We start from the raw sequence: 21,825 nt of genomic DNA, 5'->3' as shown, positions 1-21,825 counted from the left end.
CCACTCAGCCCACCGAAATATCCCACAGACTTAGGGATTATTTCGGATTCATTTCGGTGAGTAAGCCAAATGACACAGCCATGTCAGACTGATCTGGTTGCAAGCGTAGTCAATACAACATGAAAAAGCTGTCAAATAGCTGTCTTATAAAGAAAAAAATTTCGCCTACAGGTGGAACAGTGTCGGCCTCAATACAATTGAACATTTTCTTGAACAGCAATAAGGAGTTTGCATGTCACCGCTTTCAGCATCGGACTTTCACGCACTGCAAGGCACTTGGGAACAAACAGCCCTTGAAGACAATGGCGTGCTCAACCCCGTGGATGCCCACAGCGCGCCAGGCGCGATAACGACCATTGCAGGGGATCGCTTCGAAGTGACCACGGTCAGTGGCGAACTATTATTGGCGGGTCGGTTCGAGCTGGACGCCAGTACCACGCCAAAAAGCATCACCTGGACAGATGCCATCGGCGAAGACGCGGGCAAGCAGCTCCCCGCCAGTTACCGGCTCGACGGCGATGATTTTGTGTTTATCGCAGCGGATGAAGGCATGCCCAGGCCCACCGTGTTCAGCACAGGACCGGGGCAAACCATGCGCACCTTCATACGGCGCTCATGATCAAATGTGGGAGCTGGCTTGCCTGCGATAGCGGTGGGTCAGTCAACTAATCTGTCACTGATACACCGCTATCGCAGGCAAGCCAGCTCCCACATGTTGGAACGCGGGGCGTCAGGCAGATAGGCGGTGGCTGGCAGGCCGTTACGGGAGCAAGTTCCCTCGCCACAGGTGGACATATAAGACGTGGCTATCCGATTTGATCACGGCATTTTCACAAGGCCTTCACTTTTCCACCTATAGGGTGAAGCCTACCTACTCCAGTGAATCCCTTGGCCCGCCCTCTCCTCGCGGGCCTTTTTTTGCCTGCGCAAACCGGGATCAGCCCTTACGTTTGGTCGCTGTCAGGGTAAAACACAGCGGCAGTTGCGCGGCCTGATGCTCATACTGTTCGTAAAGTTCTTCCCGGTTGCAATGCGGGTACTCCTGCAAATGGGCGATCTGCAACTGCGCTGCGATAGCCCCGCTGACCACGCTGCCCAGGGTATGTACGTACCAATAGGAGGTCGGCCCGGGACGTTCATCCTTCCCTTCATAGACAATTGCCTCCTGCAGCACAAAGGGCTCGCGCTGAAAGTAAGAACTGGCAGGCAGCATCGGGTTGGCCCCACAGGGGTCAAACACCTCGAGAAAGGGATGGGTTTCGTACATGACCAGCGTGCCGCCGGGCTTCAGCACACTGGCAACCTGGCGCATGAACAGCGCCACATCCGGCATCCAGCCCAGCACGCCAATGGTCACCAGGGCAATATCGAAGCGTGCCTGCAAACGCTCGGGCAAATGGTGGATATCGGTCTCAATGAACTCAGGGCTATGGGGCGAGACCTCGGCCAATTCCCGCGCCTGTTCAAGAAACGCCCGGGATTGATCGACCCCCACCACCGAACGCGCGCCCAAACCATACAACGAAAGGCTTTCGCGCCCGTTGTTGCAGCACAACTGCACCACGTCCTTGCCCACCACGCCCACCTCTTGCAGCAAGCTGGTGATGGTCGGGTCAAGGCAGGAAAAATCAGGCACGGCGACCGAGGCCAGCAGTGCCGTCCAGCTCGGAGTATCTTTGTGCAACCCGGCAGATTCATCCCAGGCATTTTTGTTGCTGGTGATCGCCTCTTGCGCTGAGGGCATGTCCATTGCTTCTCCAGAAACTCATTACAGTGGGCTTTGGAAAGTAAGTTAAATGCGCGCAGGAGGAAAGCCTCCCCGACCGCGAAACTTATCACCCCGCCCACAGGTCACTAACCCAACGCGCGTTCAGCCCCTGAACGCCGCTCTTGAAGGTCCGCACCGTGGCCCGTCATTCAGACCTGCGCATCGCTTTATCCCTGGACAGCCTGAACTTCTTTCTCGCCGATGTGCGCGACGGTCTCGGACCTTACCTGGCAATCTATCTGCTGGCCGTGCATCAATGGGAGCCGGCCAGCATTGGCGTGGTCATGACCCTGGCAGGCATCGCCGCCTTGCTGACCCAAGGCCCCGCCGGAGCGTTGATCGACCGCACTCGCAGCAAACGCGCGGTGGTTGCCATTGCTGCGCTGCTGGTGACGGGCAGTTGCCTGATGCTGCCCTTCGTCAGCTCATTTGGCTGGGTGGCGTTGACCCAGGCTGCCAGCGCCGTAGCTGCGTCTGTCTTTGCCCCGGCAATTTCCGCCATTTCGCTGGGCATCACCGGGCCCCGCGCCTTCACCCGGCGTACCGGGCGCAACGAGACCTTCAACCACGCCGGTAATGCCGTGGCCGCGTTGCTGGCCGGCGGGTTGGCCTACCTGTTCGGGCCAGTGGTGGTGTTCTACCTGATGGCCTTTATGGCGGTCGCTAGTGTCATTGCGGTCAGTTGCGTGCCGGCCAAGGCGATTGACCATGAGGTCGCCCGTGGTTTCGATCCGGCCCATCACACCGACCATGAACAGCCCTCGGGCCTGAACGCGTTGCTGGCCAACCAACCGCTGTTATTGTTCGCCATCTGCTGCGCGCTGTTTCACCTGGCCAACGCCGCAATGCTGCCGCTGGTCAGCCAGAAACTGGCGCAGATCAATTTGCAGATGGCCACCCCGCTGACGTCAGCCTGCATCGTCGCCGCCCAATTGGTGATGGTGCCGATGGCCTGGCTGGTCGGGCTCAAGGCCGATATCTGGGGGCGCAAGCCGCTGTTGCTTGCCGGTTTCCTGATACTGCCGCTGCGTGGCGTGCTCTATACCTTGTCCAGCGACCCCTACTGGCTGGTGGCCGTGCAGATGCTCGACGGTATCGGTGCCGGCATTTTCGGCGCCCTGTTCCCGGTGATCGTCAAGGACCTGACCCAAGGCACCGGGCGCTTCAACGTCAGCCTGGGCGCCCTCTCCACCGTATTTGGCCTCGGCGCGGCACTCAGCAACAGCCTGGCCGGTTTCGTGGTGCAGCAGGCTGGCTACAACGCGGCGTTCCTGACGCTGGCGGCGGTTGCAGCCGCTGCCTTGATGCTGTTGTGGCTGGCCATGCCGGAGACCTTGGCAAAACCATCCTTCGCTCGCCATACAACTGTCGCCTGACATATGCGACAATGCGCGCCAAATTCCAACACACATCCAAAATTTTGTGTTCAGCGACCGGGTTTCGCGCCTTGATGTCGCTGTTGACGCATGCCTGAAGGCACCTGCCGTCACGCTCGCAACCCATTGATAGGTAAAGTAATTGATCTCCACAGCTAACATCACCATGCAGTTCGGCGCCAAGCCGCTCTTCGAGAACGTCTCGGTCAAGTTCGGCGCCGGCAACCGCTATGGTTTGATCGGTGCCAACGGTTGCGGCAAGTCGACCTTCATGAAAATCCTCGGGGGCGACCTCGACCCGTCCGGCGGACAGGTCATGCTCGAGCCGAATGTGCGCCTGGGTAAACTGCGCCAGGACCAGTTCGCCTACGAAGAATTCACCGTGCTCGACACCGTGATCATGGGCCACGAAGAGCTGTGGAAGGTCAAGGCCGAGCGCGATCGCATCTACTCGCTGCCGGAAATGAGCGAAGAAGACGGCATGGCCGTGGCCGAGCTGGAAACCGAGTTCGCCGAGATGGACGGCTACACCGCCGAATCCCGCGCCGGTGAGCTGCTGCTGGGCCTGGGTATTCCCCTGGAACAGCATTTCGGCCCGATGAGCGAAGTGTCCCCAGGCTGGAAACTGCGCGTATTGCTGGCCCAGGCGTTGTTCTCGGATCCTGAAGTGCTGTTGCTCGACGAACCGACCAACCACTTGGACATCAACACCATCCGCTGGCTGGAAAACATCCTGACCCAGCGCTCCAGCCTGATGATCATCATCTCTCACGACCGTCACTTCCTGAACAGCGTGTGCACCCACATGGCTGACCTGGACTACGGCGAGCTGCGCCTGTTCCCGGGCAACTACGACGAGTACATGACCGTGGCGACCCAGTCCCGCGAGCAATTGCTGTCGGATAACGCCAAGAAGAAAGCGCAGATCTCCGAACTGCAATCCTTCGTCAGCCGCTTCTCGGCCAACGCCTCGAAAGCCAAGCAGGCCACCTCCCGTGCCAAGGCGATCGACAAGATCCAGCTGGCCGAAGTCAAGCCGTCGAGCCGTGTGAGCCCGTTCATCCGTTTCGAGCAGAACAAAAAGCTGCACCGCCAGGCGGTCATGGTCGAGAAGATGGCCAAGGGTTTCGACGGCAAGCCGCTGTTCAAGGACTTCAGCTTCCAGGTTGAAGCTGGCGAGCGCGTGGCGATCATCGGCCCGAACGGTATCGGCAAGACCACCCTGCTGCGCACCCTGGTCAACGAACTGACCCCGGACGCCGGCAGCATCAAGTGGACCGACGCCGCCGAGCTGGGCTACTACGCCCAGGACCACGCCCACGACTTCGAAGACGACGTGAGCCTGTTCGACTGGATGGGCCAGTGGACCCAAGGCGAGCAAATGATTCGTGGCACCCTGGGCCGCATGTTGTTCTCCAACGACGAGATCCAGAAGTCGGTCAAAGTGATCTCCGGTGGTGAACAAGGGCGCATGCTGTTCGGCAAGCTGATCCTGCAAAAGCCGAACGTGCTGATCATGGACGAACCGACCAACCACTTGGACATGGAATCCATCGAAGCGCTGAACCTGGCGCTGGAAAACTACCCGGGCACGCTGATCTTCGTCAGCCATGACCGTGAGTTCGTATCGTCCCTGGCCACCCGCATTATCGAGTTGAGCCCTAGCGGCGTGATCGACTTCAGCGGCACCTATGACGACTACCTGCGCAGCCAGGGTGTGGTGTTCTAAGAACAGCACTTAGCTGCAAGCAAAAGCCCAGTCCCTGTGACAGGGCTTTTTTGCATCCGCACTGTGCCGGGCGCTGATTTTGTGGGCCATGCCTAACCCATGTGGGAGCTGGCTTGCCTGCGAAAGCGGTGGTTCAGCTACAGATTCACTGACTGACACACCGCCTTCGCGGGCAAGCCCGCTCCCATAGGGGTCTCCTGTAGGCGTCCCTAGCTCCTACAGTAATGCGGGATATGCCATGATGCTTTACCGCCCGCCAGCGATTGAGTATTCATGCCTGCCGCCCCCTCCTCCCTGTCGATCACCCTGCAGATCGTTTCCATCGTCTTCTACACCTTCATTGCCTTTATCTGCATCGGCCTGCCGATCGCGGTGATTCCAGGCTATGTGCACGAGCAATTGGGCTTCAGCGCCGTGATTGCCGGGGTGACCATCGGCTCGCAATACCTGGCCACGCTGCTCAGCCGCCCGATGGCTGGGCGGATGTCGGATAACGTCGGCACCAAACGCGCGATCGTGCTGGGCCTGGCCGGCATTCTGATCAGCGGTGTACTGACCTTTATCGCCACGCTGCTGGAAAGCCTACCGAGCGTGAGCCTGGGTATTCTGATCACCGGTCGCCTACTGCTCGGCGTGGCCCAGGGCCTGATTGGCGTGGGGACTATCAGTTGGTGCATGGGCGCCGTGGGCGCTGAGCACACCGCACGATCGATTTCATGGAATGGCATCGCCTCCTATGGGGCGATTGCCATTGGTGCGCCCCTTGGCGTGGTGATGGTGGCTGACTACGGCTACACCAGCCTCGGTATTGCCCTGGCGGTGCTGGCGGCGTTGGGCCTGGTGCTGATCCGCAATAAACCGTCGGTGCCAGTGGTGCGTGGCGAGCGGCTGCCGTTCTGGGCGGTGTTCGGGCGTATCGCGCCATTCGGCGCCAGCCTGTGCCTGGCTTCGATTGGCTACGGCACGCTGACGACTTTTATCACCCTGTATTACCTGAATCGTGGCTGGGCCGGCGCGGCGTATTGCCTGACGGTATTTGGCGTGTGCTTTATTCTCTCGCGCCTGGTGTTTATCTCAGCCATCAGCCGGTTTGGTGGGTTCACCGCCGCCATCGCCTGCATGCTGATCGAAACCCTCGGCCTCACGCTGTTGTGGCTGGCGCCGTCTACCGGCGTGGCCTTGATCGGCGCCGGGTTGACCGGTTTTGGCTTGTCACTGGTGTACCCAGCGCTAGGGGTGGAAGCGATCAAGCAAGTGCCAGACAGCAGCCGCGGCGCGGGTCTGAGTGCCTATGCGGTGTTTTTCGACTTGGCCCTGGCGATTGCCGGGCCATTGATGGGCGCCGTGGCGTTGAACCTCGGTTATGGCTGGATCTTCTTCTGCGCGGCCTTGCTATCGGTCAGCGCGCTTGGCCTGACCGTACTGCTTAGGCGCCGCGCCTACTGATCAGCGGTCTGCAAGCCGGCGCGGGTGGCCTCGCCCAGAGTATGGCTGAAAAAACGCCCGGCCTCGGAGACCAGATCGCGGTGGATGCCTTCACGATCAACCCCATCGGCATCCGTGCAAATGGCCGGCATGCTCGCCAGTTGGTCACTGTCACACGGGGCCATGAACACGAAGTGCCCGGCCCCGGCCAACAGTTTGAAATCCGGTGGCTGCGGCAACTTGCGCGCCAGGGCGGCGGCGTTCTTGTCCACCGCCACCAACTGGTCGCCATCGCCACTGTAGAGCAGCACCGGCACATGCACGTCCGCCAGGGTGTGGCGGCCGAACATCAAGCTCAGCGGCGCCATCAGCATCAAGGCATGGATGCGCGGGTCGGATTGGGGTTGCAAATCGTCGCGGTCGACCACCAGCTCGCCCTTGGTGGTGCACGCGTCGCGGTCTTCGGGGCGCTCTTGGCAGTAGCGGCGCAGACGTTCGAAATCAGGCTTGGCGCCGGCCAGAATCAATGCCGTCTCGCCACCGGCGGAATAACCGATGACGCCGATCTGATCGATATCCACAAAGGGCGACAGCATCGGCTCGGCCAAGGCGGCGGTGATCGCCTGGGAGATCTGGATCGGCCGACCATATAAATTGCTCACAGTGCCCAGGCGGCTGTGGTCCTTGTAGTTGTCCCCGGGATGCAGCACCGCCACCACCACAAAGCCCTTGCGTGCCAAGGCGGTGGCCAGGTCATGCAGGGCCAGCGGCGTGCCGGTATTGCCGTGGGACAACATCAGCATCGGGAATCGCCCGATCGCCACCTTGGCATCTTCGCTGGCCGCCACATGGTAGGCGCCCAGCGCAGTGGAGCGCTCGGCATCGGTAGAGGGGTAGAACGCGATGGCTTTCATCGGCTGCGCATCCAGCGGGTCGAGAAAACTCATGCGATGAAACCCCACGCTCCAATGGGGGTGCGGTGCCGGCGCGGCGTGCACTGAAACCAGGCCGCCAATCAGGGAAAGAACCAAAACAGCACAAAGACGCATCATGGGGATGTCCACCTTTGCTGCACAAGAACCGGCCTGTCGAATAAAAAGTCCAGGGTATCGAATGGATGTCTGCATAACCTGGGCCACAACGAAAAAACTCCGTACTCCGCTCGCGCTCAGGCGATCAGAATACAGAGTTTAGGCGCTCGGTTTCAGAATGAAACCGAGGACAGGCCAAATTTACATAAGCCTTACGCAGCGGCGAACAGTTGCTCGTTGATGCGCACGTTGGCGTCGCTCATGGCTTTGCTGCGCACTTCATCACCGTAGGCCAGGCCTTCAGCGCGGACGATCTCGATGTCGGTGATACCGAGGAAACCGAACAACAGCTTCAAGTAGCCTTCGTGGGCAGCGCCCGAAGCTTGGTCGGCATGCAGGCCGCCGGCGGTGGAGACAATAATGACTTTCTTGTTGCCGCACAGGCCTTCAGGGCCGGCTTCGGTGTAGCGGAAGGTCTGGCCGGCCACCGCGATGCGGTCGATCCAGGCTTTCAACTGGGTGGGAATGGTGAAGTTGTACATCGGCGCACCGACTACCACGGCATCGGCGGCGAGGAACTCAGCCAGCGACGATGCACTCAGTTCAGCCTCGTGCTTTTGCGCCGCATCGCGCAGTTCAGCGGCAGTGCCCAGGGCGCCCAGGGTAGCGCCAGAGAAATGGTTGATGCCTTCGCTGGCGAGGTCACGGTAAGTCACTTCCACGCCCGGTTGGGCGGCTTGCCATGCCTTGACCACACCGGCGCTGAGCTGACGGGAGGCCGAGTTGTCGCCGAGGATGCTGGAATCGATGTGCAACAGTTTCATGATGGATCTCCGAGGTGGGATCGACAGTGGCGATCAGATGGTGGTGATGCTACGCATGAAACCAATGGTCGATAAGCCAGCTTAAATGCGATAGTTTGTCCCACTGACAGGACAATAGGCCCACCATGCAAGACCTCAACGACCTCTACTATTTCGCCAAAGTCGTCGAAGCCGGCGGTTTTGCTGCGGCTGGCCGGCTACTCGGGATTCCCAAATCCAGGTTGTCACGGCGCATTGCCGAGCTGGAAGACCGCCTGGGGGCACGCCTGCTGCAACGCACCACCCGGCAACTGACCCTCACTGCCGTGGGTGAGCGCTACTTGCGCCACTGCCAGGCCATGCTGCTGGAAGCGGAAATGGCCGACGAGGCCGTGGCCAGCATGTCCAGCGAGCCACGTGGGCGGCTGCGGGTCAGTTGCCCGGTGGGCCTGGCCCAACACATCCTGCCGGAGTTGGTGGCAGGTTTTCTGGCCGCCCACCCGTTGGTGCAGTTGGACATGACCCTGGTGAACCGCCGCGTCGACCTGGTAGCCGAGGGCATTGACGTGGCACTGCGCGTGCGCGAACACGGCGATGAGGACCCGTTGCTGGTGACCAAACGCCTGCGCCGGGCGCACACCGTGCTGGTAGCCAGCCCCGCGTTCATGCGTGATCGGCAGGTCGAAACCCTGGAAGACCTCAAGCAACTGCCCATCCTCGGCGCACTTGAGGCAGACCGAATGGTGCACCAACGCATCATCGACCCCCAGGGCAATACCCATGAGCTGGTGATGGAGGCGCGCCTGGGCATCGAGGACTTTATCGTGCGCAAGGCCAGCGCCATCATGGGCGTGGGCTTTACGATACTGCCGATGATGTACTGCGAAGAAGAACTGGCCAGCGGCCGGCTGGTGCAACTGCTGCCGCAATGGTCATTGCCGGGCGGCTGGCTGCAGGCGGTGTACCCGCATCGGCGCGGTGTGCTGCCGGCTATCCGGGCCTGGATCGACTATCTGGAAGAAGGCTTCAAAGGCTGTGGAGATCGGCTGTTATGAGCATGACAGAAGAACAAGTCGCGCGTTTCTGCCTGAGCCTGCCAGGCGCACGGGAAGACTATAAATGGGGCGGCGTGCGGGTGTTTTCGATTGCCGGCAACAAGATGTTCGCCTTGCAGAACCTGCGCGGTGAATCGCTGGCCTTCAAGGTCGACAAAGAACTGTTCCTGGGCCACGTCGACCGGCCGGGCATTCACCCGGCGCCTTACCTGGCCAGGGCCCAGTGGGTCATCATGAACACGCCCTACCCTTTGGGCGCTGAGGAACTGCGCGGCTTGTTGCAGCGCTCCCACCAGTTGGTGGTGAGCAAGCTGCCCAAGCGCACGCAGATTGGCTTACGGCTAGAGGATTGACAGCAAGGTGCCGCCGAGGAACAACTGGTCCAGCCAGAACACCTGGTGCAACAGCACAATCACCCAGAACAGCACCTGGTAAGACACCTTGCGCGTCTTGTGCCGGAACACCTGCTGGGCGATCAACGCCCCCGGCCAACCGCCCGCTAACTCCACCGCATGCAGGATGTTTTCCGGGGTGCGCCAGCCTTCGGTCTGGGCCTTGCGCTTATCGCTCCAGTACAGGAAGAACGCCACCACGCTGACCACGCCGTAGGCCATCAACGGGATGACCGTTTCGCCGCGATACCACAGCAAGGCCGAGCCCAGCAGCGGCGCGGCACACAGCAGCACAAAAAGCAGCGCCTTCAGGCGTGGGTGCTGGATGCTCATGGCTTGACCGCAGTCCAGTCGATCCAGCCGAATTGCCAGGTCGCCAGGATCACCAGGCCAAAGGCAATCCGGTACCAGGCAAACGCCGCGTAGCTGTGGCTGGCGATGAACTTGAGCAGGGCCTTGACCGCAATCATCGCGAAGATGAACGAGGTGACAAAGCCAATGGCGAACACCGGCAAGTCCGCGGGCTGGAACAGGTCACGGTACTTATAGCCCGAGTACACCGCTGCACCAACCATGGTCGGCATCGCCAGGAAGAACGAGAACTCGGTGGCGGTCTTGCGTGACAGGCCGAACAACAGGCCGCCGATGATCGTCGCACCAGAACGCGAGGTGCCCGGGATCATGGCCAGGCACTGGGCCAGGCCGACCTTCAGGGCGTCTTTCCAGGTGATGTCATCGACGGTCTCAGCCCGCACCGCATGTTGGCGGCGTTCAGCCCACAACATGATCACGCCGCCCACCACCAGCGCCGTGGCCACGGTGATCGGGTTGAACAGGTAGTGCTTGATCAGGTCGGCGAAGATCACCCCAAGTACCACTGCCGGCAATACGGCAATGATCAGGTTGACCGTGAAACGCCGGGCTTTGGGCTGGGTCGGCAGGCCGATGACCACGTCAAAGATCTTGCGCCGAAACTCCCAGACTACCGCCAGGATCGCGCCCAGCTGGATGATGATATTGAAGGCTTCGAAACGCTCGCCGCCAAAATTGATCAGGTCGGCGACGATGATCTGGTGGCCGGTGCTGGAGATCGGCAAGAACTCCGTAAGCCCCTCGACGATGCCGAGAATCAATGCCTGTATGGCGGTCCAAAAATCCATGCTGTCTCCAAAGGTCATGCACGGGGCATGCCTCTTAGTCTTTTTTAAGTTCACTGACGACGAGCGCACACAAGCGCCCGCGGTTGATTCTCAACGCCGGTCTGCAAAAATTCCGTGAAAAATCAGGCAGTACTCAGGTTTTCCGATTCCGGGCCGAAAGCCTATCAGACACGCCGGAAATCTCGAAGCAGCACCACAATTATAAAGAGCAGGGAGTGACAGGACGATGAACAGTTTGCGCAGCATGTCGATCAGCCGCCGCCTTTGGCTGATCCTGATAGTCGCCGTGTTGATGCTGCTGGCCTTGGGGCTGTTGATGCTCAACCAGATCCACGGCGACCTCTACCAGGCCAAGCGCCAGCAGACCCAGCACGTGGTACAGACCGCCAGTGGCGTACTCAGCTATTACCAGAACCTGGAAAAAACCGGCGTACTGACCCGCGACGCCGCGCAACAACAGGCCTTGAGCGCCGTGCGCGGCCTGCGTTATGACCACGACGACTACTTCTGGATCAACGACCTCACCCCCGTGATGATCATGCACGCGGCCAACCCCAAGCTCGACGGCCAGAACCTCTCGGCGATTCGCGACCCGGATGGTTTCGCCGTGTTCAACGAATTCGTGAGCCTGGCCAAGGCCAAGGGCGCCGGCATCGTCAACTACCGCTGGCCAAAGCCCGGCGCCGAAGCGCCGGTAGAGAAAACCTCGTACATCCAACTGTTCGAACCCTGGGGCTGGATCATCGGCTCCGGCGTCTACGTGGACGATGTGCAGGCCGAATTCAGGGGCCAGGTGTGGAAGGCCTCGGCGATTGGCCTGGGCATTGCGTTGATGATGGCCGTGCTGGTGGTGCTGATTGCCCGCAGCATCGTGCAGCCGTTGCAGGCGGCGGTGAATGCCATGGGCAATATCGCCAGCGGCGAAAGCGACCTGACCCACAGCCTCGACACCCACGGCCGTGACGAATTGACGCAACTGGCCCAGCACTTCAATAGCTTCACCGCCAAGCTGCGCCAGGTGGTCGGCCAGTTGCAGGTGTGCGCAAACGCCCTGGGCCAGTCGTCCACCGAGCTGGGCCACAACGCCAGCCAGGCCCACGACCGCAGCCAGCAGCAATCGCAGCAGATGGAACTGGTGGCCACCGCCATCAACGAAGTCACCTACGGCGTGCAAGACGTAGCGAAGAATGCCGAGCACGCCGCCAGCGAAATGCGCGATGCCCAGGCCCAGGCACAACAGGGCCAGGTCAATATCGACGGCAGCTTGCAGCAGATCGACCAGCTCTCCACCACTATCAGCCAGGCTGTTGAGGTGATCCGCACGCTCTCCAGCGAAAGCACGCAGATCGGCGGCGTACTGGAAGTGATCCGCTCCATCGCCGACCAGACCAACCTGCTCGCCCTCAACGCCGCCATCGAAGCCGCCCGCGCCGGTGAGCAAGGCCGTGGGTTTGCGGTGGTCGCCGATGAGGTGCGCCTACTGGCCCAGCGCACGCAGAAATCCACCGCCGAGATCCAGGTGATGATCGAGCGCCTGCAAGGCCACTCGGAAGCGGCGGTCAAGGTGATCAGCGACAGCCACAGCGCCTCGCAACTGACCATCGAACAAGCCGGCCAGGCGGGCGCGAGCCTCACCGCCATCGGCCAGGCGCTGCACAACCTCAACGGCCTGAACGCCTCGATTGCCAGCGCCACCCTGCAACAGGCCCACGTGGTGGAAGACATCAACCAGAACGTCACCCAAGCGGCCGGGCTGTCCCACAGCACCGCGCTGGCGGCGGAACAATCCAGCGTGGCGAGTGCACAGTTGCGTGGCTTGAGTGAACAGCTTGATGGGCTTTTGCGTCAGTTCAAGGTCTGACGCCCCTCAACGGTGGGAGGGCTGCCCTCTCCCACCGCCTAGCGGCCTCACATCCCCAGCCACTGCGGCAGCGCGAGGGAAATGAACGGCAGGTAAGTGACCATGATCAGGAACACCAACAGGATCATCAGCCACGGCATCGCCGCGCGGATGGTCTGCCCCAGGGTCAGCCCCGTCACCGCCGAGGTCACGAACAGGTTCAGCCCCACAGGTGGGTGCACCAGGCCGATCTCCATGTTCACCACCATCACAATGCCCAGGTGAATCGGATCAATACCCAGCTTCATCGCAATCGGGAAAAAGATCGGCGCCAGGATCAGCACAATGGCCGAAGGCTCCATAAAGCTGCCGGCAATCAGCAACACCACGTTGACCATGATCAAAAAGCCAATCGGTGTCAGCCCTTCGGAGATCACCCAAGCAGTAATTTGCTGGGGGATCTGCTCGGTGGTCAGCACGTGGGCAAACAGCATGGCGTTGGCGATGATGAACATCAGCATGATCGACAACCGCCCGGATTCCAGCAGCACTTTGGGGCAGTCGCGCAGCTTCATGTCCTTGTAGACGAACAGCGCGACAAACGCCGAATACACCGCCGCCACCGCCGCCGCTTCGGTCGGGGTGAACATGCCGCTGTAAATGCCGCCGAGGATGATCACCAGCAGCAACAGGCCCCAGAACGCCCGGCGTGCGCAGCTCAGCCACTCACGGAATGTCGCCCGGGGTTGCGCTGGCAGCTTCTTGACGCGGGCGACGATGTAGATCGCAATCATCAACATCAGGCCCAGCAGCAAGCCCGGAATCACCCCGGCCATGAACAACTTGCCCACCGAGGTTTCGGTCGCCGCCGAATACACCACCATCACAATCGACGGCGGAATCAGAATGCCCAAGGTGCCGGCGTTGCAGATGATGCCCGCCCCAAACTCCTTCGGGTAACCGGAACGCACCATGCCCGCCACGGCAATCGAACCCACCGCTGCCACCGTGGCCGGTGACGAGCCGGACAGCGCCGCAAACAGCATGCACGCCAGCACCGCCGCAATCGCAAGGCCACCACGGATATGCCCGACACAGGCGTTGGCAAAGTCGATCAGCCGCTGGGCCACGCCGCCGGTGGTCATGAAGGCGCCGGATAACAGGAAAAACGGAATCGCCAGAAAGGTGTAGGCGTCGCTGGTTTCAAACAGCTTGATCGCCAGGGAACTCACCGAGTCCTGGCTGAACATCAGGATCGACACCGCACCGGACAGCCCCAGGGCAATCGCAATCGGCACGCCCAGAAACATGAACACGAACAACAGCAGAAACAGACAGAGCACGGCCATCAGTGACGCTCCTCATGGCTGCCGGCCAACTTGCTGGCCTCACCGGCCTCGTCGGCCAGCCCCAACCCGACCTGGCGGTGGGTAAAGATGCGATAGAAAATTTCCAGGTAGCGGATCAAGACCAAGGCAAAGCCAATGGGCACGATCACCACGATGGCGCCGACAGTGATGCCGAACTGGTCGAGGTCTTCGGCGCCGATATGCGCGGTCATCACCGCACTCACCCACTTGTAGCTGGCCACCATGAACAGCCCGGCATAGGCCAGGCAGCACAGGCAGGCGAGCATGCCGAGCAGGCGTTGCACCGGGCGCCGGGTGAGCCGCACCAGCGCGTCCACGCCCAGGTGGCCTGCGGTGCGCACGCCGTAAGAAATGCCGAAGAAAATCAACCAGCCGAACATGGCATTGGTCAGCGCCACGCTCCAGGTCATCTCTTGGGCCAAGGTCATGGTGCCGTCGCCTAGGGCATTGAAGAAGGGGCCGCTCCAGGCCCATTTGTCGGCCAGGTCAAAGAACAGGGTGTAGACGTTGTTGAGCATGACGTAGACGAATGTCACCAGGGTCATGGCGGCCAGCAGGAAAGCGATAAAGCCTTCCTCCAGGTGCTCCCAGACGCGCCTTAGCGTTTGCATGGCAAAACCTCGCGAAAAAGGGATGGGTTGTAGATCGTTCCCACGCTTCGCGTGGGAATGCCGCCCCGGACGCTCCGCGTCCAGTATCACGTCGTGTGTAGGGCGACGCGGAGCGTCACGGAATGCATTCGGAACGATCAGTGACCTGGATTACTGGTTGGAAGCGTCCGCCGCCTTGATCAGGTCAGCCCCAATCTCGCCCTCGAACTTCTGCCACACCGGGCGCATGGCTTCGCGCCACAGCGCACGTTGCGCGGGGGTCAGTTCGATGATTTCGCTGGTCTTGGCGTCGATGATCTTCTGCTTGGCCGACTGGTTCAGCGCTTCGGCCTGCTTGTTCACCTCCACCGTGACCTCGGCCATGATCTGCTCCAGGGTGCTGCGCACATCGGGCGCCAGGCCGTTCCAGAATTTCGCGTTGGTGATCACCATGTAGTCGATCAAGCCATGGTTGGACTCGGTGAAGTACTTCTGCACTTCGTTGACCTTCTGGCTTTCATAGTTGGACCAGGTGTTCTCGGTGCCATTCACGGTGCCGGTCTGCAGGCCCTGGTAGACCTCGGCAAAGCTCATCTTGCGCGGGTTGGCGCGGATCGCCTTGAACTGTTCTTCGAGCACACTGGAAGCCTGCACGCGGAACTTAAGGCCACGGGCGTCCTTGGGTTCATGCAGGGCCTTGTTGGCAGACAGTTGCTTGAGGCCGTTGTGCCAATAGGCCAGGCCGAGGATGTTCTTATCCTGCATCGAGGTCAGCAGTTGCTTGCCCTCAGCGGCCTGGAAACGGTCGACGGCGGCCAGGTCGTTGAACAGGAACGGCAAGTCGTAGATTTGCACTTGCTTGGTGTAGTGCTCGAATTTGGCCAAGGACGGCGCCAGCATCTGCACATCGCCCAACAGCAGCGCTTCCATTTCCTTGCCATCGCCAAACAGCGACGAGTTCGGGTACACCTCGACCTTGACCTTGCCGGGCAGGCGCTCCTCCGCGAGTTTCTTGAACAGCAACGCGCCCTGGCCTTTAGGGGTATTCTCGGCAACCACGTGGGCGAACTTGATCACAATCGGGTCTGCCGCCTGGGCCAGGCCAGCGGTAAACAAGGTGGCGGCGCACAGCAGCGCCCGGGAAAGCTTGAGCATGGGAATCACCTTCTTATTGTTGTGTTTTAAGGCAAGGTGCCTGATGTAACGCGTGTCGTGAATTTCGAATTTTAGATACCTGCGTTCGGCCAGGACGAACGCGTCCAGTGTGGGAGCTGGCTTGCCTGCGATAGCCATAGGTATCTGCGCAACTTTGGCGGTTGCAACAGCAGACAGTAACCACGATGCGAAGCGAGCCGCTCTTGATCTTGCTCTGCTTTTGATCTTGATCTCAGGCGCCCCGTTAAACCACGCTGGCCGAACGCAGGCTTGAATTCGTGGGTAACCCGGCAGGACGCCGGGTTAGCCGCCCCGCGCCATGGATGGCGCGTGGCGGCGGCCCACGGATTCAAGCCTGCGTTCGGGCACACCGAGCCCAAGCGAGGTGCCGAGTGGTGGGGCAAGAGCGTTTTGCTTACTTTGCCGCTTTTGCAAAGTGAGCCGCCGTCAGGGCGGAACCCTAAGTGGCCGTTACCTAAATAACGGATATGTACCCGGTCCAACTGTGTTGACTGTTAGGCCGTCTTCGCAGGCAAGCCAGCTCCCACATTTGGATCGCGGCGCGTCAGTTAGATCAGCGTCGGCTGGCAGGCCGCCATCGCAGGCAAGCCAGCTCCCACATTTTGTTCCCGGTTTTGTCAGTTACAGTTGCGCGGCCAGCAGTCGTTGCGCGCGCAGCAGTACCGGCGCATCCACCATCTGCCCGTCAATCTGATAAGCCCCTGCCCCATGGGCACCCGCCTCCACCACCCGCCTGGCCCAGGCCAGCTCTTCAGCGCTCGGCGCCAGCGCGGCATGGATCACCGCGACTTGCTTGGGATGAATGCACAACGCGCCGGCAAAGCCCATTTCATAAGCGTGCCGGATCGAGCGGTGCAGGCCTTCGGGATCGTCGATGGCCGGGTGCACGCCGTCCAGCGGCGCCGCCAGGCCCGCAGCGCGCGAATGCACGATCAGCGCCAGGCGCGCCTGGTCGAGGGCCAATTCGGCCGCGCGGGAGTGACTGCTCAGGTTGAGGTCCAGCGCCAGGTCCAAGCCGCCGAACGACAAGCGCTCCACCTGGGGCGCCTGGGCAATCTGCGCCAGCGCCAGCAAACCCCGTGCGCTTTCAATAATCGGCCAGATACGTTTGCCGGTCGCCGCCACCACCGCCACCTGGGCCGCGCTTTCGACCTTGGGCAGCAATACCCCCGCCACATTTGCATGGGCCTTGCAGAAGGCGACATCGGCAAAATGCTCGGCATGCTGGGGCGCGTTGATGCGTACCCACACCCGGGCTTCAGCATGGGCGCGCAGGAATGCATCCAGATTATCCCGGACCTGACGTTTAAGCGGTTCTTCCACCGCGTCTTCAAAATCCACAATCACTGCGTCGGCGCCGCTGGCCAGGGCCTTGGCAAACCGCTCCGGGCGGCTGCCCGGCACAAACAGCGCAGAACGTACTAATGGCTTTGGCATCACTTGATTCCTGATTAGATAACGCCGCGCTCGCGCAGGCTGTTAATGGCCTCAACGGAGTAACCCAGCTGGTCGAGGATGCCTTGGCTGTGTTGCCCCAGCGCTGGCACGCCGTCCATGCGCGGGGTAAATGCAGCGTTACGGGCCGGCGGCAGCAGCGACGGCAACGGCCCCGCCGGGCTGTCGACGTCGCGCCAGCTGTCGCGGGCCTTGAGTTGCGGGTGGTCCCACACGCCTTGCATGTCGTTGACCCGTGCACTGGCAATCTGCGCGTCTTCCAGGCGCTGGATCACCGCCTCGACGTCCAGTGGGGCAAAGCGCTCCACGATGATCTGGCGCAGCACCTCGCGATTGGCCGAGCGCTTGAAGTTGGCGCTGAAGCGTTCGTCCGTGGCCAGCGCCGGGCTGAGCAGCACTTTGTCGCAGAACGCCGCCCATTCGCGCTCGTTCTGCAAGCCGAGCATCACCGTGCCGCCGCCACCAGTGGGAAACGGCCCGTAAGGGTAAATCGTCGAATGCGCGGCACCCGCACGCGGTGGCGGCGGCGCGCCGTCGAAGGCGTAGTACATCGGGTAGCCCATCCACTCCACCAGGCTTTCGAGCATGCTCACATCGATGCGGCTGCCCTGGCCGGTTTTGCCGCGCAGCAGCAGCGCCGACAGAATGCCGCTGTAGGCGTACATGCCGGCCGAGATGTCCGCGATGGAGCAACCGGCCTTGGCCATCTGTTCTTCACCTGGGCCACCGGTCACCGAGAGAAAGCCGCCCTCGCTCTGGATCAACAGGTCGTAGGCTTTCTTTTTCTCGTAGGGCCCGCCTTCTCCGTAGCCGGAAATATCGCAGACGATCAGCCGTGGAAAGCGCGCGTGCAGCGCCTCGAACGATAAGCCCATGCGCGCCGCCGCGCCGGGGGCAAGATTCTGCACCAGCACATCGGCATCGGCCAGCAGCGTATCCAGAATGGCGCCCGCCTCGTCCTGCTTGAGGTCCAGGGTCAGGCTTTCCTTGGAGCGGTTGGTCCAGACGAAATGCGACGCCAGGCCACGCACCCGCTCGTCATAGCCACGGGCGAAGTCGCCGGTGCCGGGGCGCTCCACCTTGATGACCCGGGCACCGAGGTCGGCCAGTTGGCGCGTACAGAATGGCGCGGCAATCGCGTGCTCCAGGCTGACGACGGTGATGCCGTCCAGCGGTCGTTGTTCAGTCATGACAAATCCCTCAAAGCCAATGGGCCATGGACGCGGTAGTGCGCAGGTTCCACACCTGCTCGATCAGGCCTCTGGCCTGGGTCGGGGTGCGGGCGCCGCTGAAGTGGGCCAGGCGCTGGAACTTATCCGCCAGTTCGGCCCGACTCAGGGTGTTGCCTGGGTCGCCCTTGGGTTCATCAATGGCACCGCGCAGCGTGCGGCCATCGGTGGTGGTGACCGTGACGCGGCCCAGCCAGCGTTGCGGGTAGGCGCTGTCGACTTCCGGGTCCAGGGTCATGCTGACCTTGTTGCGAAACACCGCGACCGCAGGGTCGGTCAACGACAGGTCATGGAATTCAGGCAACCCGGCCTTGCCATGCACGGCGATCAGGCCGAGCACGGTGCCCATGGAGAATTTGGCCTGGTGCACCGTGGCTGGCACCGTCACGCGGCCGAGTACGTCGATGGCGCCTTGGTGCACGTGGGTTTGCACCTGGGAGATCTGTGCAGCGCTCAAACCTTCACGCTGCATCACGTCCAATAGCGCATCGGCAGCGGGATGGGTGTGACGGCAGGAAGCGTGGAACTTGAACGAGGTTTCGACCAGCGCCCAACGGCTGCCCAGGCCGGCAGACAATTTGCCCGGCTGCGCATCACTGGACATGCCCGCCGCCAAACCCTGGTCGCCTTCAAGAATATTGCGTGCGCCGGTCAGCCCATCGGCCGTAAGGTAAGCCGCCAGAAGGCCGTCCGCCGCGGCCTTGGCCGTGTGCAGTTGCTTGGAATCGGCGGCATCGCGCAGAAACTCCCACAGCCCGGCGGCCTGGGTGCCGGCACTGCCGAGCAGGTTGATGAATTGGTCTTCGTTGAAGTCGAGCAACTTGCCCACCGCGACCGCTGACGCCAGGGTGCCGACCGTGGCCGTGGTGTGGAAGATGCGGTAGTGGGAACGGCCCATGAATTCACCGATGCGAATCCCCGCCTCATAGCCGGCCACCGAAGCCAGCAACAGTTCACGGCCAGACTTGCCGAGGTCCTGGGCAGCGGCCAACGCGGCGGGAAACACCACTGTGGCTGGGTGCAGCACCGAGCTGTTGTGCAGGTCATCCTGCTCCACCAGATGTGAGGAGGCAGCGTTGATCAGTGCGGCGAAATACGCGCTGGTGCCGGTGCCATTGACGATCACCTGGGCCGGGCCGCTGCTCGGGCCCATCTTCTGCGCGTAGCGTTCAAACAGCGGAATCGGGTGCGCGCCCTGGCTGGCCAAGGCGGACGCGAGCCAATCCAGGTACAGCTCTTCGGTGCGCGCCAGTACGTGCTCGGGCAACTGCGCGTAAGTCAGCTCAGCCAGGAACCGGCACAGGGCTTGGGTATGATGCATGCTCAAGGCCCTCAGAAGCTGCGCGGCAGTTCGAGCAAATGCTCGGCCACGTAGGACAGGATCAGATTGGTGGAGATCGGTGCCACCTGGTACAGGCGGGTCTCGCGGAATTTGCGCTCCACGTCGTACTCGCAGGCAAAGCCAAAGCCACCGTGGGTCTGCAGGCAGGCGTTGGCGGCTTCCCAGGAGGCCTTGGCCGCCAGGTACTTGGCCATGTTGGCACTGGCCCCGGCGTTCTTGCCGCTGTCGTATTCCTCACAGGCGCGCCAGCGCATCAGGTCGGCCGCTTCGATCTCGATATGCGCCTCGGCAATCGGGAACTGCACGCCCTGGTTTTGCCCGATGGGCCGGCCAAACACCACGCGGTCGCGGGCATAGGCGCTGGCCTTTTCGATAAACCAGCGGCCGTCACCGATGCACTCGGCGGCAATCAGGGTGCGCTCGGCATTCAGGCCATCGAGGATGTATTTGAAACCCTTGCCCTCCTCGCCAATCAGGCTGTCCAGGGGCAGCTCCAGGTTGTCGAAGAACAGCTCGTTGGTCTCGTGGTTGACCATATTGGCGATGGGCTGCACGGTGAGGCCGTTGCCGATGGCCTGGCGCAGGTCCACCAGGAAGATCGACATGCCTTCGGATTTTTTCTGCACTTGGGCCAAGGGCGTGGTGCGTGCCAGCAGGATCATCAGGTCGGAATGCTGCACCCGCGAGATCCAGACTTTCTGGCCGTTGATCACGTATTTATCGCCGCGCTTGATCGCCGTGGTCTTGATCTTGGTGGTGTCGGTGCCGGTAGTGGGTTCGGTGACGGCCATCGACTGCAGGCGCAATTCACCACTGGCCAGCTTGGGCAGGTAGAAGCGTTTTTGCGCTTCGCTGCCGTGACGCAGCAGGGTGAACATGTTGTACATCTGGCCGTGCACGGTGCCCGAGTTGCCGCCGCAGCGGTTGACTTCCTCAAGGATCACCGAGGCTTCGGCCAGGCCCAGGCCGGAACCGCCGTACTCCTCGGGGATCATCGCCGACAGCCAGCCAGCGTCGGTCAGGGCCTTGACGAAGGCTTCGGGGAAGCCTTTTTCTTCGTCGATCTTACGCCAGTAAGCGGCATCGAATTCGGCGCACAAGGCGCGCACGCCGTCGCGGATGGCAGTGAGTTCTTCGTTGTCATGGGCATTCATTAACGGCTCTCCGCCTGTTGTTATGGGGTTATTCGAAATGCACCTGGGCGGTTTGCGCCAGGCCTTGAGCGTTGCCGGCCCAGAGGTCTGCGACGCCGGTTGCGGTGATGCGCCCGCCCACCTCAAAGGGCTGCGGCGCAATCAGTGGGCGCACGCCGCGATAGGCAAAGCGACGCAGGGTCGCTTCGGGGTGCGCCCGGCAGAACGCGCGCAGGTTCAAGGTGGCGATCAGCGGGCCATGCACCACCAGGCCGGCATAGCCTTCGGTGCCGGTGACATAGGGGTAGTCGTAATGGATGCGGTGGCCGTTGAACGTGACGGCGCTGTAGCGGAACAGCAGGGTCGGCGTCGGCTCGACGGCCTCTGTCCATTCGCCTTGGGCCAGTGCGTCGCCGCTGCCCGCCTTGGGTGGCGTGGGTTCGCGGTAGACGATGTCCTGTTCCTCGCGGATGGCCAGGCGACCGTCCTGGGAATAGTCATGGCGCACGGTGACGAATAACAGTGAACCCGTGCGCCCCGCTTTTTCTTCGACCTGGGTGATGGTGGATACGCGCGTGGCCGCCTCGCCAGCCCGCAGCGGGTGCAAAAACTCGAGGCGCCCACCGGCCCACATGCGATTGCGGTTATCGGCCGGCGGCAGGAACCCGCCGCGTGTCGGGTGACCGTCGCTGCCCAGGGCCGATTCGGGCAACGGGTCCTGGAAGAAACACCATTGCCACAACGCAGGCACCGCGTCGCCATCGGCGGGCACCGCCTCACCGAACGTGGCGGCGATACGCTTGAGCAGGTTAGGGCTCAGGTGGTCGTGGGCGGTCTCACTTCGGCCGATCCAATCAGTAGCGCTCATCGGGTGCAGGTCCTCAGGCAGTGGGTGACTGCCGTGGATCATGCAAGGGCCCGCCCGTTCTGAGAATTTGCATTTCAATAAAC

Annotated in this window: 20 protein-coding genes; 7 read left to right on the top strand and 13 right to left on the bottom strand. The window is 61.7% G+C overall.

The window, feature by feature from the left end; all coding sequences use genetic code 11:
• Window positions 1-232 precede the first annotated feature (232 nt).
• Window positions 233-619, top strand: a complete 387-nt coding sequence (locus tag V8689_RS13715) for a TIGR03067 domain-containing protein (protein WP_056784922.1) — start codon at window positions 233-235, stop codon at window positions 617-619.
• A gap of 318 nt (window positions 620-937) precedes the next feature.
• Here the strand turns inward: V8689_RS13715 and V8689_RS13710 are convergent, their stop codons facing one another.
• A complete protein-coding gene (locus V8689_RS13710; RefSeq protein ID WP_056784918.1) occupies window positions 938-1,750 on the bottom strand; it encodes a class I SAM-dependent methyltransferase in 813 nt (270 codons plus the stop codon).
• Between the two features lie 155 nt (window positions 1,751-1,905).
• On the opposite strand from V8689_RS13710, the gene V8689_RS13705 reads away from it, so the two are divergent.
• The 3 genes from V8689_RS13705 (at window position 1,906) to V8689_RS13695 (ending at window position 6,319) form a co-directional block, all read left to right on the top strand.
• The gene (locus tag V8689_RS13705) at window positions 1,906-3,144 is read left to right on the top strand and encodes an MFS transporter (RefSeq protein ID WP_056784978.1); all 1,239 of its coding nucleotides are present in this window, start codon (window positions 1,906-1,908) and stop codon (window positions 3,142-3,144) included.
• Window positions 3,145-3,286: 142 nt separating this feature from the next.
• Window positions 3,287-4,873 carry an ABC-F family ATPase gene (locus V8689_RS13700; RefSeq protein WP_003191057.1) on the top strand — a complete coding sequence of 529 codons (1,587 nt, stop codon included), beginning with the start codon at window positions 3,287-3,289 and terminating at the stop codon, window positions 4,871-4,873.
• A 273-nt stretch (window positions 4,874-5,146) separates the two neighbouring features.
• A complete protein-coding gene (locus tag V8689_RS13695; RefSeq protein WP_056784915.1) occupies window positions 5,147-6,319 on the top strand; it encodes an MFS transporter in 1,173 nt (390 codons plus the stop codon).
• Here V8689_RS13695 and V8689_RS13690 read toward each other — a convergent pair.
• Both V8689_RS13690 and V8689_RS13685 read right to left on the bottom strand, forming a co-directional pair.
• Window positions 6,313-7,350: an alpha/beta hydrolase family protein gene (locus tag V8689_RS13690; protein WP_056784911.1), complete on the bottom strand. Its 1,038-nt coding sequence runs from the start codon at window positions 7,348-7,350 to the stop codon at window positions 6,313-6,315. The genes V8689_RS13695 and V8689_RS13690 overlap by 7 nt on opposite strands.
• 191 nt (window positions 7,351-7,541) lie before the next feature.
• Window positions 7,542-8,153, bottom strand: a complete 612-nt coding sequence (locus V8689_RS13685; protein ID WP_003191051.1) for an FMN-dependent NADH-azoreductase — start codon at window positions 8,151-8,153, stop codon at window positions 7,542-7,544.
• 125 nt (window positions 8,154-8,278) lie between these two features.
• Between V8689_RS13685 and V8689_RS13680 the strand changes: the two genes are divergently transcribed.
• Together V8689_RS13680 and V8689_RS13675 are read left to right on the top strand one after the other, a co-directional pair.
• Window positions 8,279-9,187, top strand: coding sequence for a LysR substrate-binding domain-containing protein (locus V8689_RS13680; RefSeq protein WP_044273644.1), 909 nt, complete (start codon window positions 8,279-8,281; stop codon window positions 9,185-9,187).
• On the top strand, window positions 9,184-9,540 hold the full coding sequence (locus tag V8689_RS13675; RefSeq protein ID WP_034127343.1) for an MmcQ/YjbR family DNA-binding protein: 357 nt from the start codon (window positions 9,184-9,186) through the stop codon (window positions 9,538-9,540). The genes V8689_RS13680 and V8689_RS13675 overlap by 4 nt, the downstream gene beginning before the upstream one ends.
• Here the strand turns inward: V8689_RS13675 and V8689_RS13670 are convergent.
• Together V8689_RS13670 and V8689_RS13665 are read right to left on the bottom strand one after the other, a co-directional pair.
• Window positions 9,529-9,912 carry a DUF1294 domain-containing protein gene (locus V8689_RS13670; protein WP_003191046.1) on the bottom strand — a complete coding sequence of 128 codons (384 nt, stop codon included), beginning with the start codon at window positions 9,910-9,912 and terminating at the stop codon, window positions 9,529-9,531. The genes V8689_RS13675 and V8689_RS13670 overlap by 12 nt on opposite strands.
• Window positions 9,909-10,739: an undecaprenyl-diphosphate phosphatase gene (locus tag V8689_RS13665; protein WP_044273643.1), complete on the bottom strand. Its 831-nt coding sequence runs from the start codon at window positions 10,737-10,739 to the stop codon at window positions 9,909-9,911. The genes V8689_RS13670 and V8689_RS13665 overlap by 4 nt, the downstream gene beginning before the upstream one ends.
• Before the next feature lie 226 nt (window positions 10,740-10,965).
• On the opposite strand from V8689_RS13665, the gene V8689_RS13660 reads away from it, so the two are divergent.
• A complete protein-coding gene (locus V8689_RS13660) occupies window positions 10,966-12,600 on the top strand; it encodes a methyl-accepting chemotaxis protein (protein WP_003191044.1) in 1,635 nt (544 codons plus the stop codon).
• 47 nt (window positions 12,601-12,647) lie between these two features.
• Here the strand turns inward: V8689_RS13660 and dctM are convergent, their stop codons facing one another.
• The 8 genes from dctM to V8689_RS13620 form a co-directional block, all read right to left on the bottom strand.
• Window positions 12,648-13,928, bottom strand: a complete 1,281-nt coding sequence (gene dctM / locus V8689_RS13655; RefSeq protein ID WP_056784910.1) for a C4-dicarboxylate TRAP transporter large permease protein DctM — start codon at window positions 13,926-13,928, stop codon at window positions 12,648-12,650.
• Window positions 13,928-14,560, bottom strand: coding sequence for a TRAP transporter small permease (locus V8689_RS13650; RefSeq protein WP_056784907.1), 633 nt, complete (start codon window positions 14,558-14,560; stop codon window positions 13,928-13,930). Before V8689_RS13650 ends, dctM begins: the two co-directional genes overlap by 1 nt.
• Window positions 14,561-14,710: 150 nt before the next feature.
• A complete protein-coding gene (locus V8689_RS13645; RefSeq protein WP_056784904.1) occupies window positions 14,711-15,694 on the bottom strand; it encodes a TRAP transporter substrate-binding protein in 984 nt (327 codons plus the stop codon).
• 642 nt (window positions 15,695-16,336) lie between these two features.
• Complete coding sequence (locus tag V8689_RS13640) at window positions 16,337-17,152, bottom strand: HpcH/HpaI aldolase/citrate lyase family protein (RefSeq protein ID WP_056784900.1); 816 nt, start codon at window positions 17,150-17,152, stop codon at window positions 16,337-16,339.
• Window positions 17,153-17,166: 14 nt separating this feature from the next.
• Complete coding sequence (locus V8689_RS13635) at window positions 17,167-18,360, bottom strand: CaiB/BaiF CoA transferase family protein (protein WP_056784895.1); 1,194 nt, start codon at window positions 18,358-18,360, stop codon at window positions 17,167-17,169.
• 10 nt (window positions 18,361-18,370) lie between these two features.
• Window positions 18,371-19,720, bottom strand: coding sequence for an MmgE/PrpD family protein (locus tag V8689_RS13630; RefSeq protein ID WP_056784893.1), 1,350 nt, complete (start codon window positions 19,718-19,720; stop codon window positions 18,371-18,373).
• An 11-nt stretch (window positions 19,721-19,731) separates the two neighbouring features.
• Complete coding sequence (locus V8689_RS13625; protein ID WP_056784890.1) at window positions 19,732-20,895, bottom strand: acyl-CoA dehydrogenase family protein; 1,164 nt, start codon at window positions 20,893-20,895, stop codon at window positions 19,732-19,734.
• A 28-nt stretch (window positions 20,896-20,923) separates the two neighbouring features.
• Window positions 20,924-21,742: an FAS1-like dehydratase domain-containing protein gene (locus tag V8689_RS13620; RefSeq protein WP_056784975.1), complete on the bottom strand. Its 819-nt coding sequence runs from the start codon at window positions 21,740-21,742 to the stop codon at window positions 20,924-20,926.
• Window positions 21,743-21,825: the final 83 nt, after the last annotated feature.

Origin of the sequence: Pseudomonas sp. AK181 (assembly GCF_051122975.1) — a bacterium.
Lineage (GTDB): Bacteria > Pseudomonadota > Gammaproteobacteria > Pseudomonadales > Pseudomonadaceae > Aquipseudomonas > Aquipseudomonas lactis.
The sequence above is the reverse complement of the archived record's forward strand: the minus strand, read 5'-3'. Positions and strand labels throughout refer to the sequence as shown.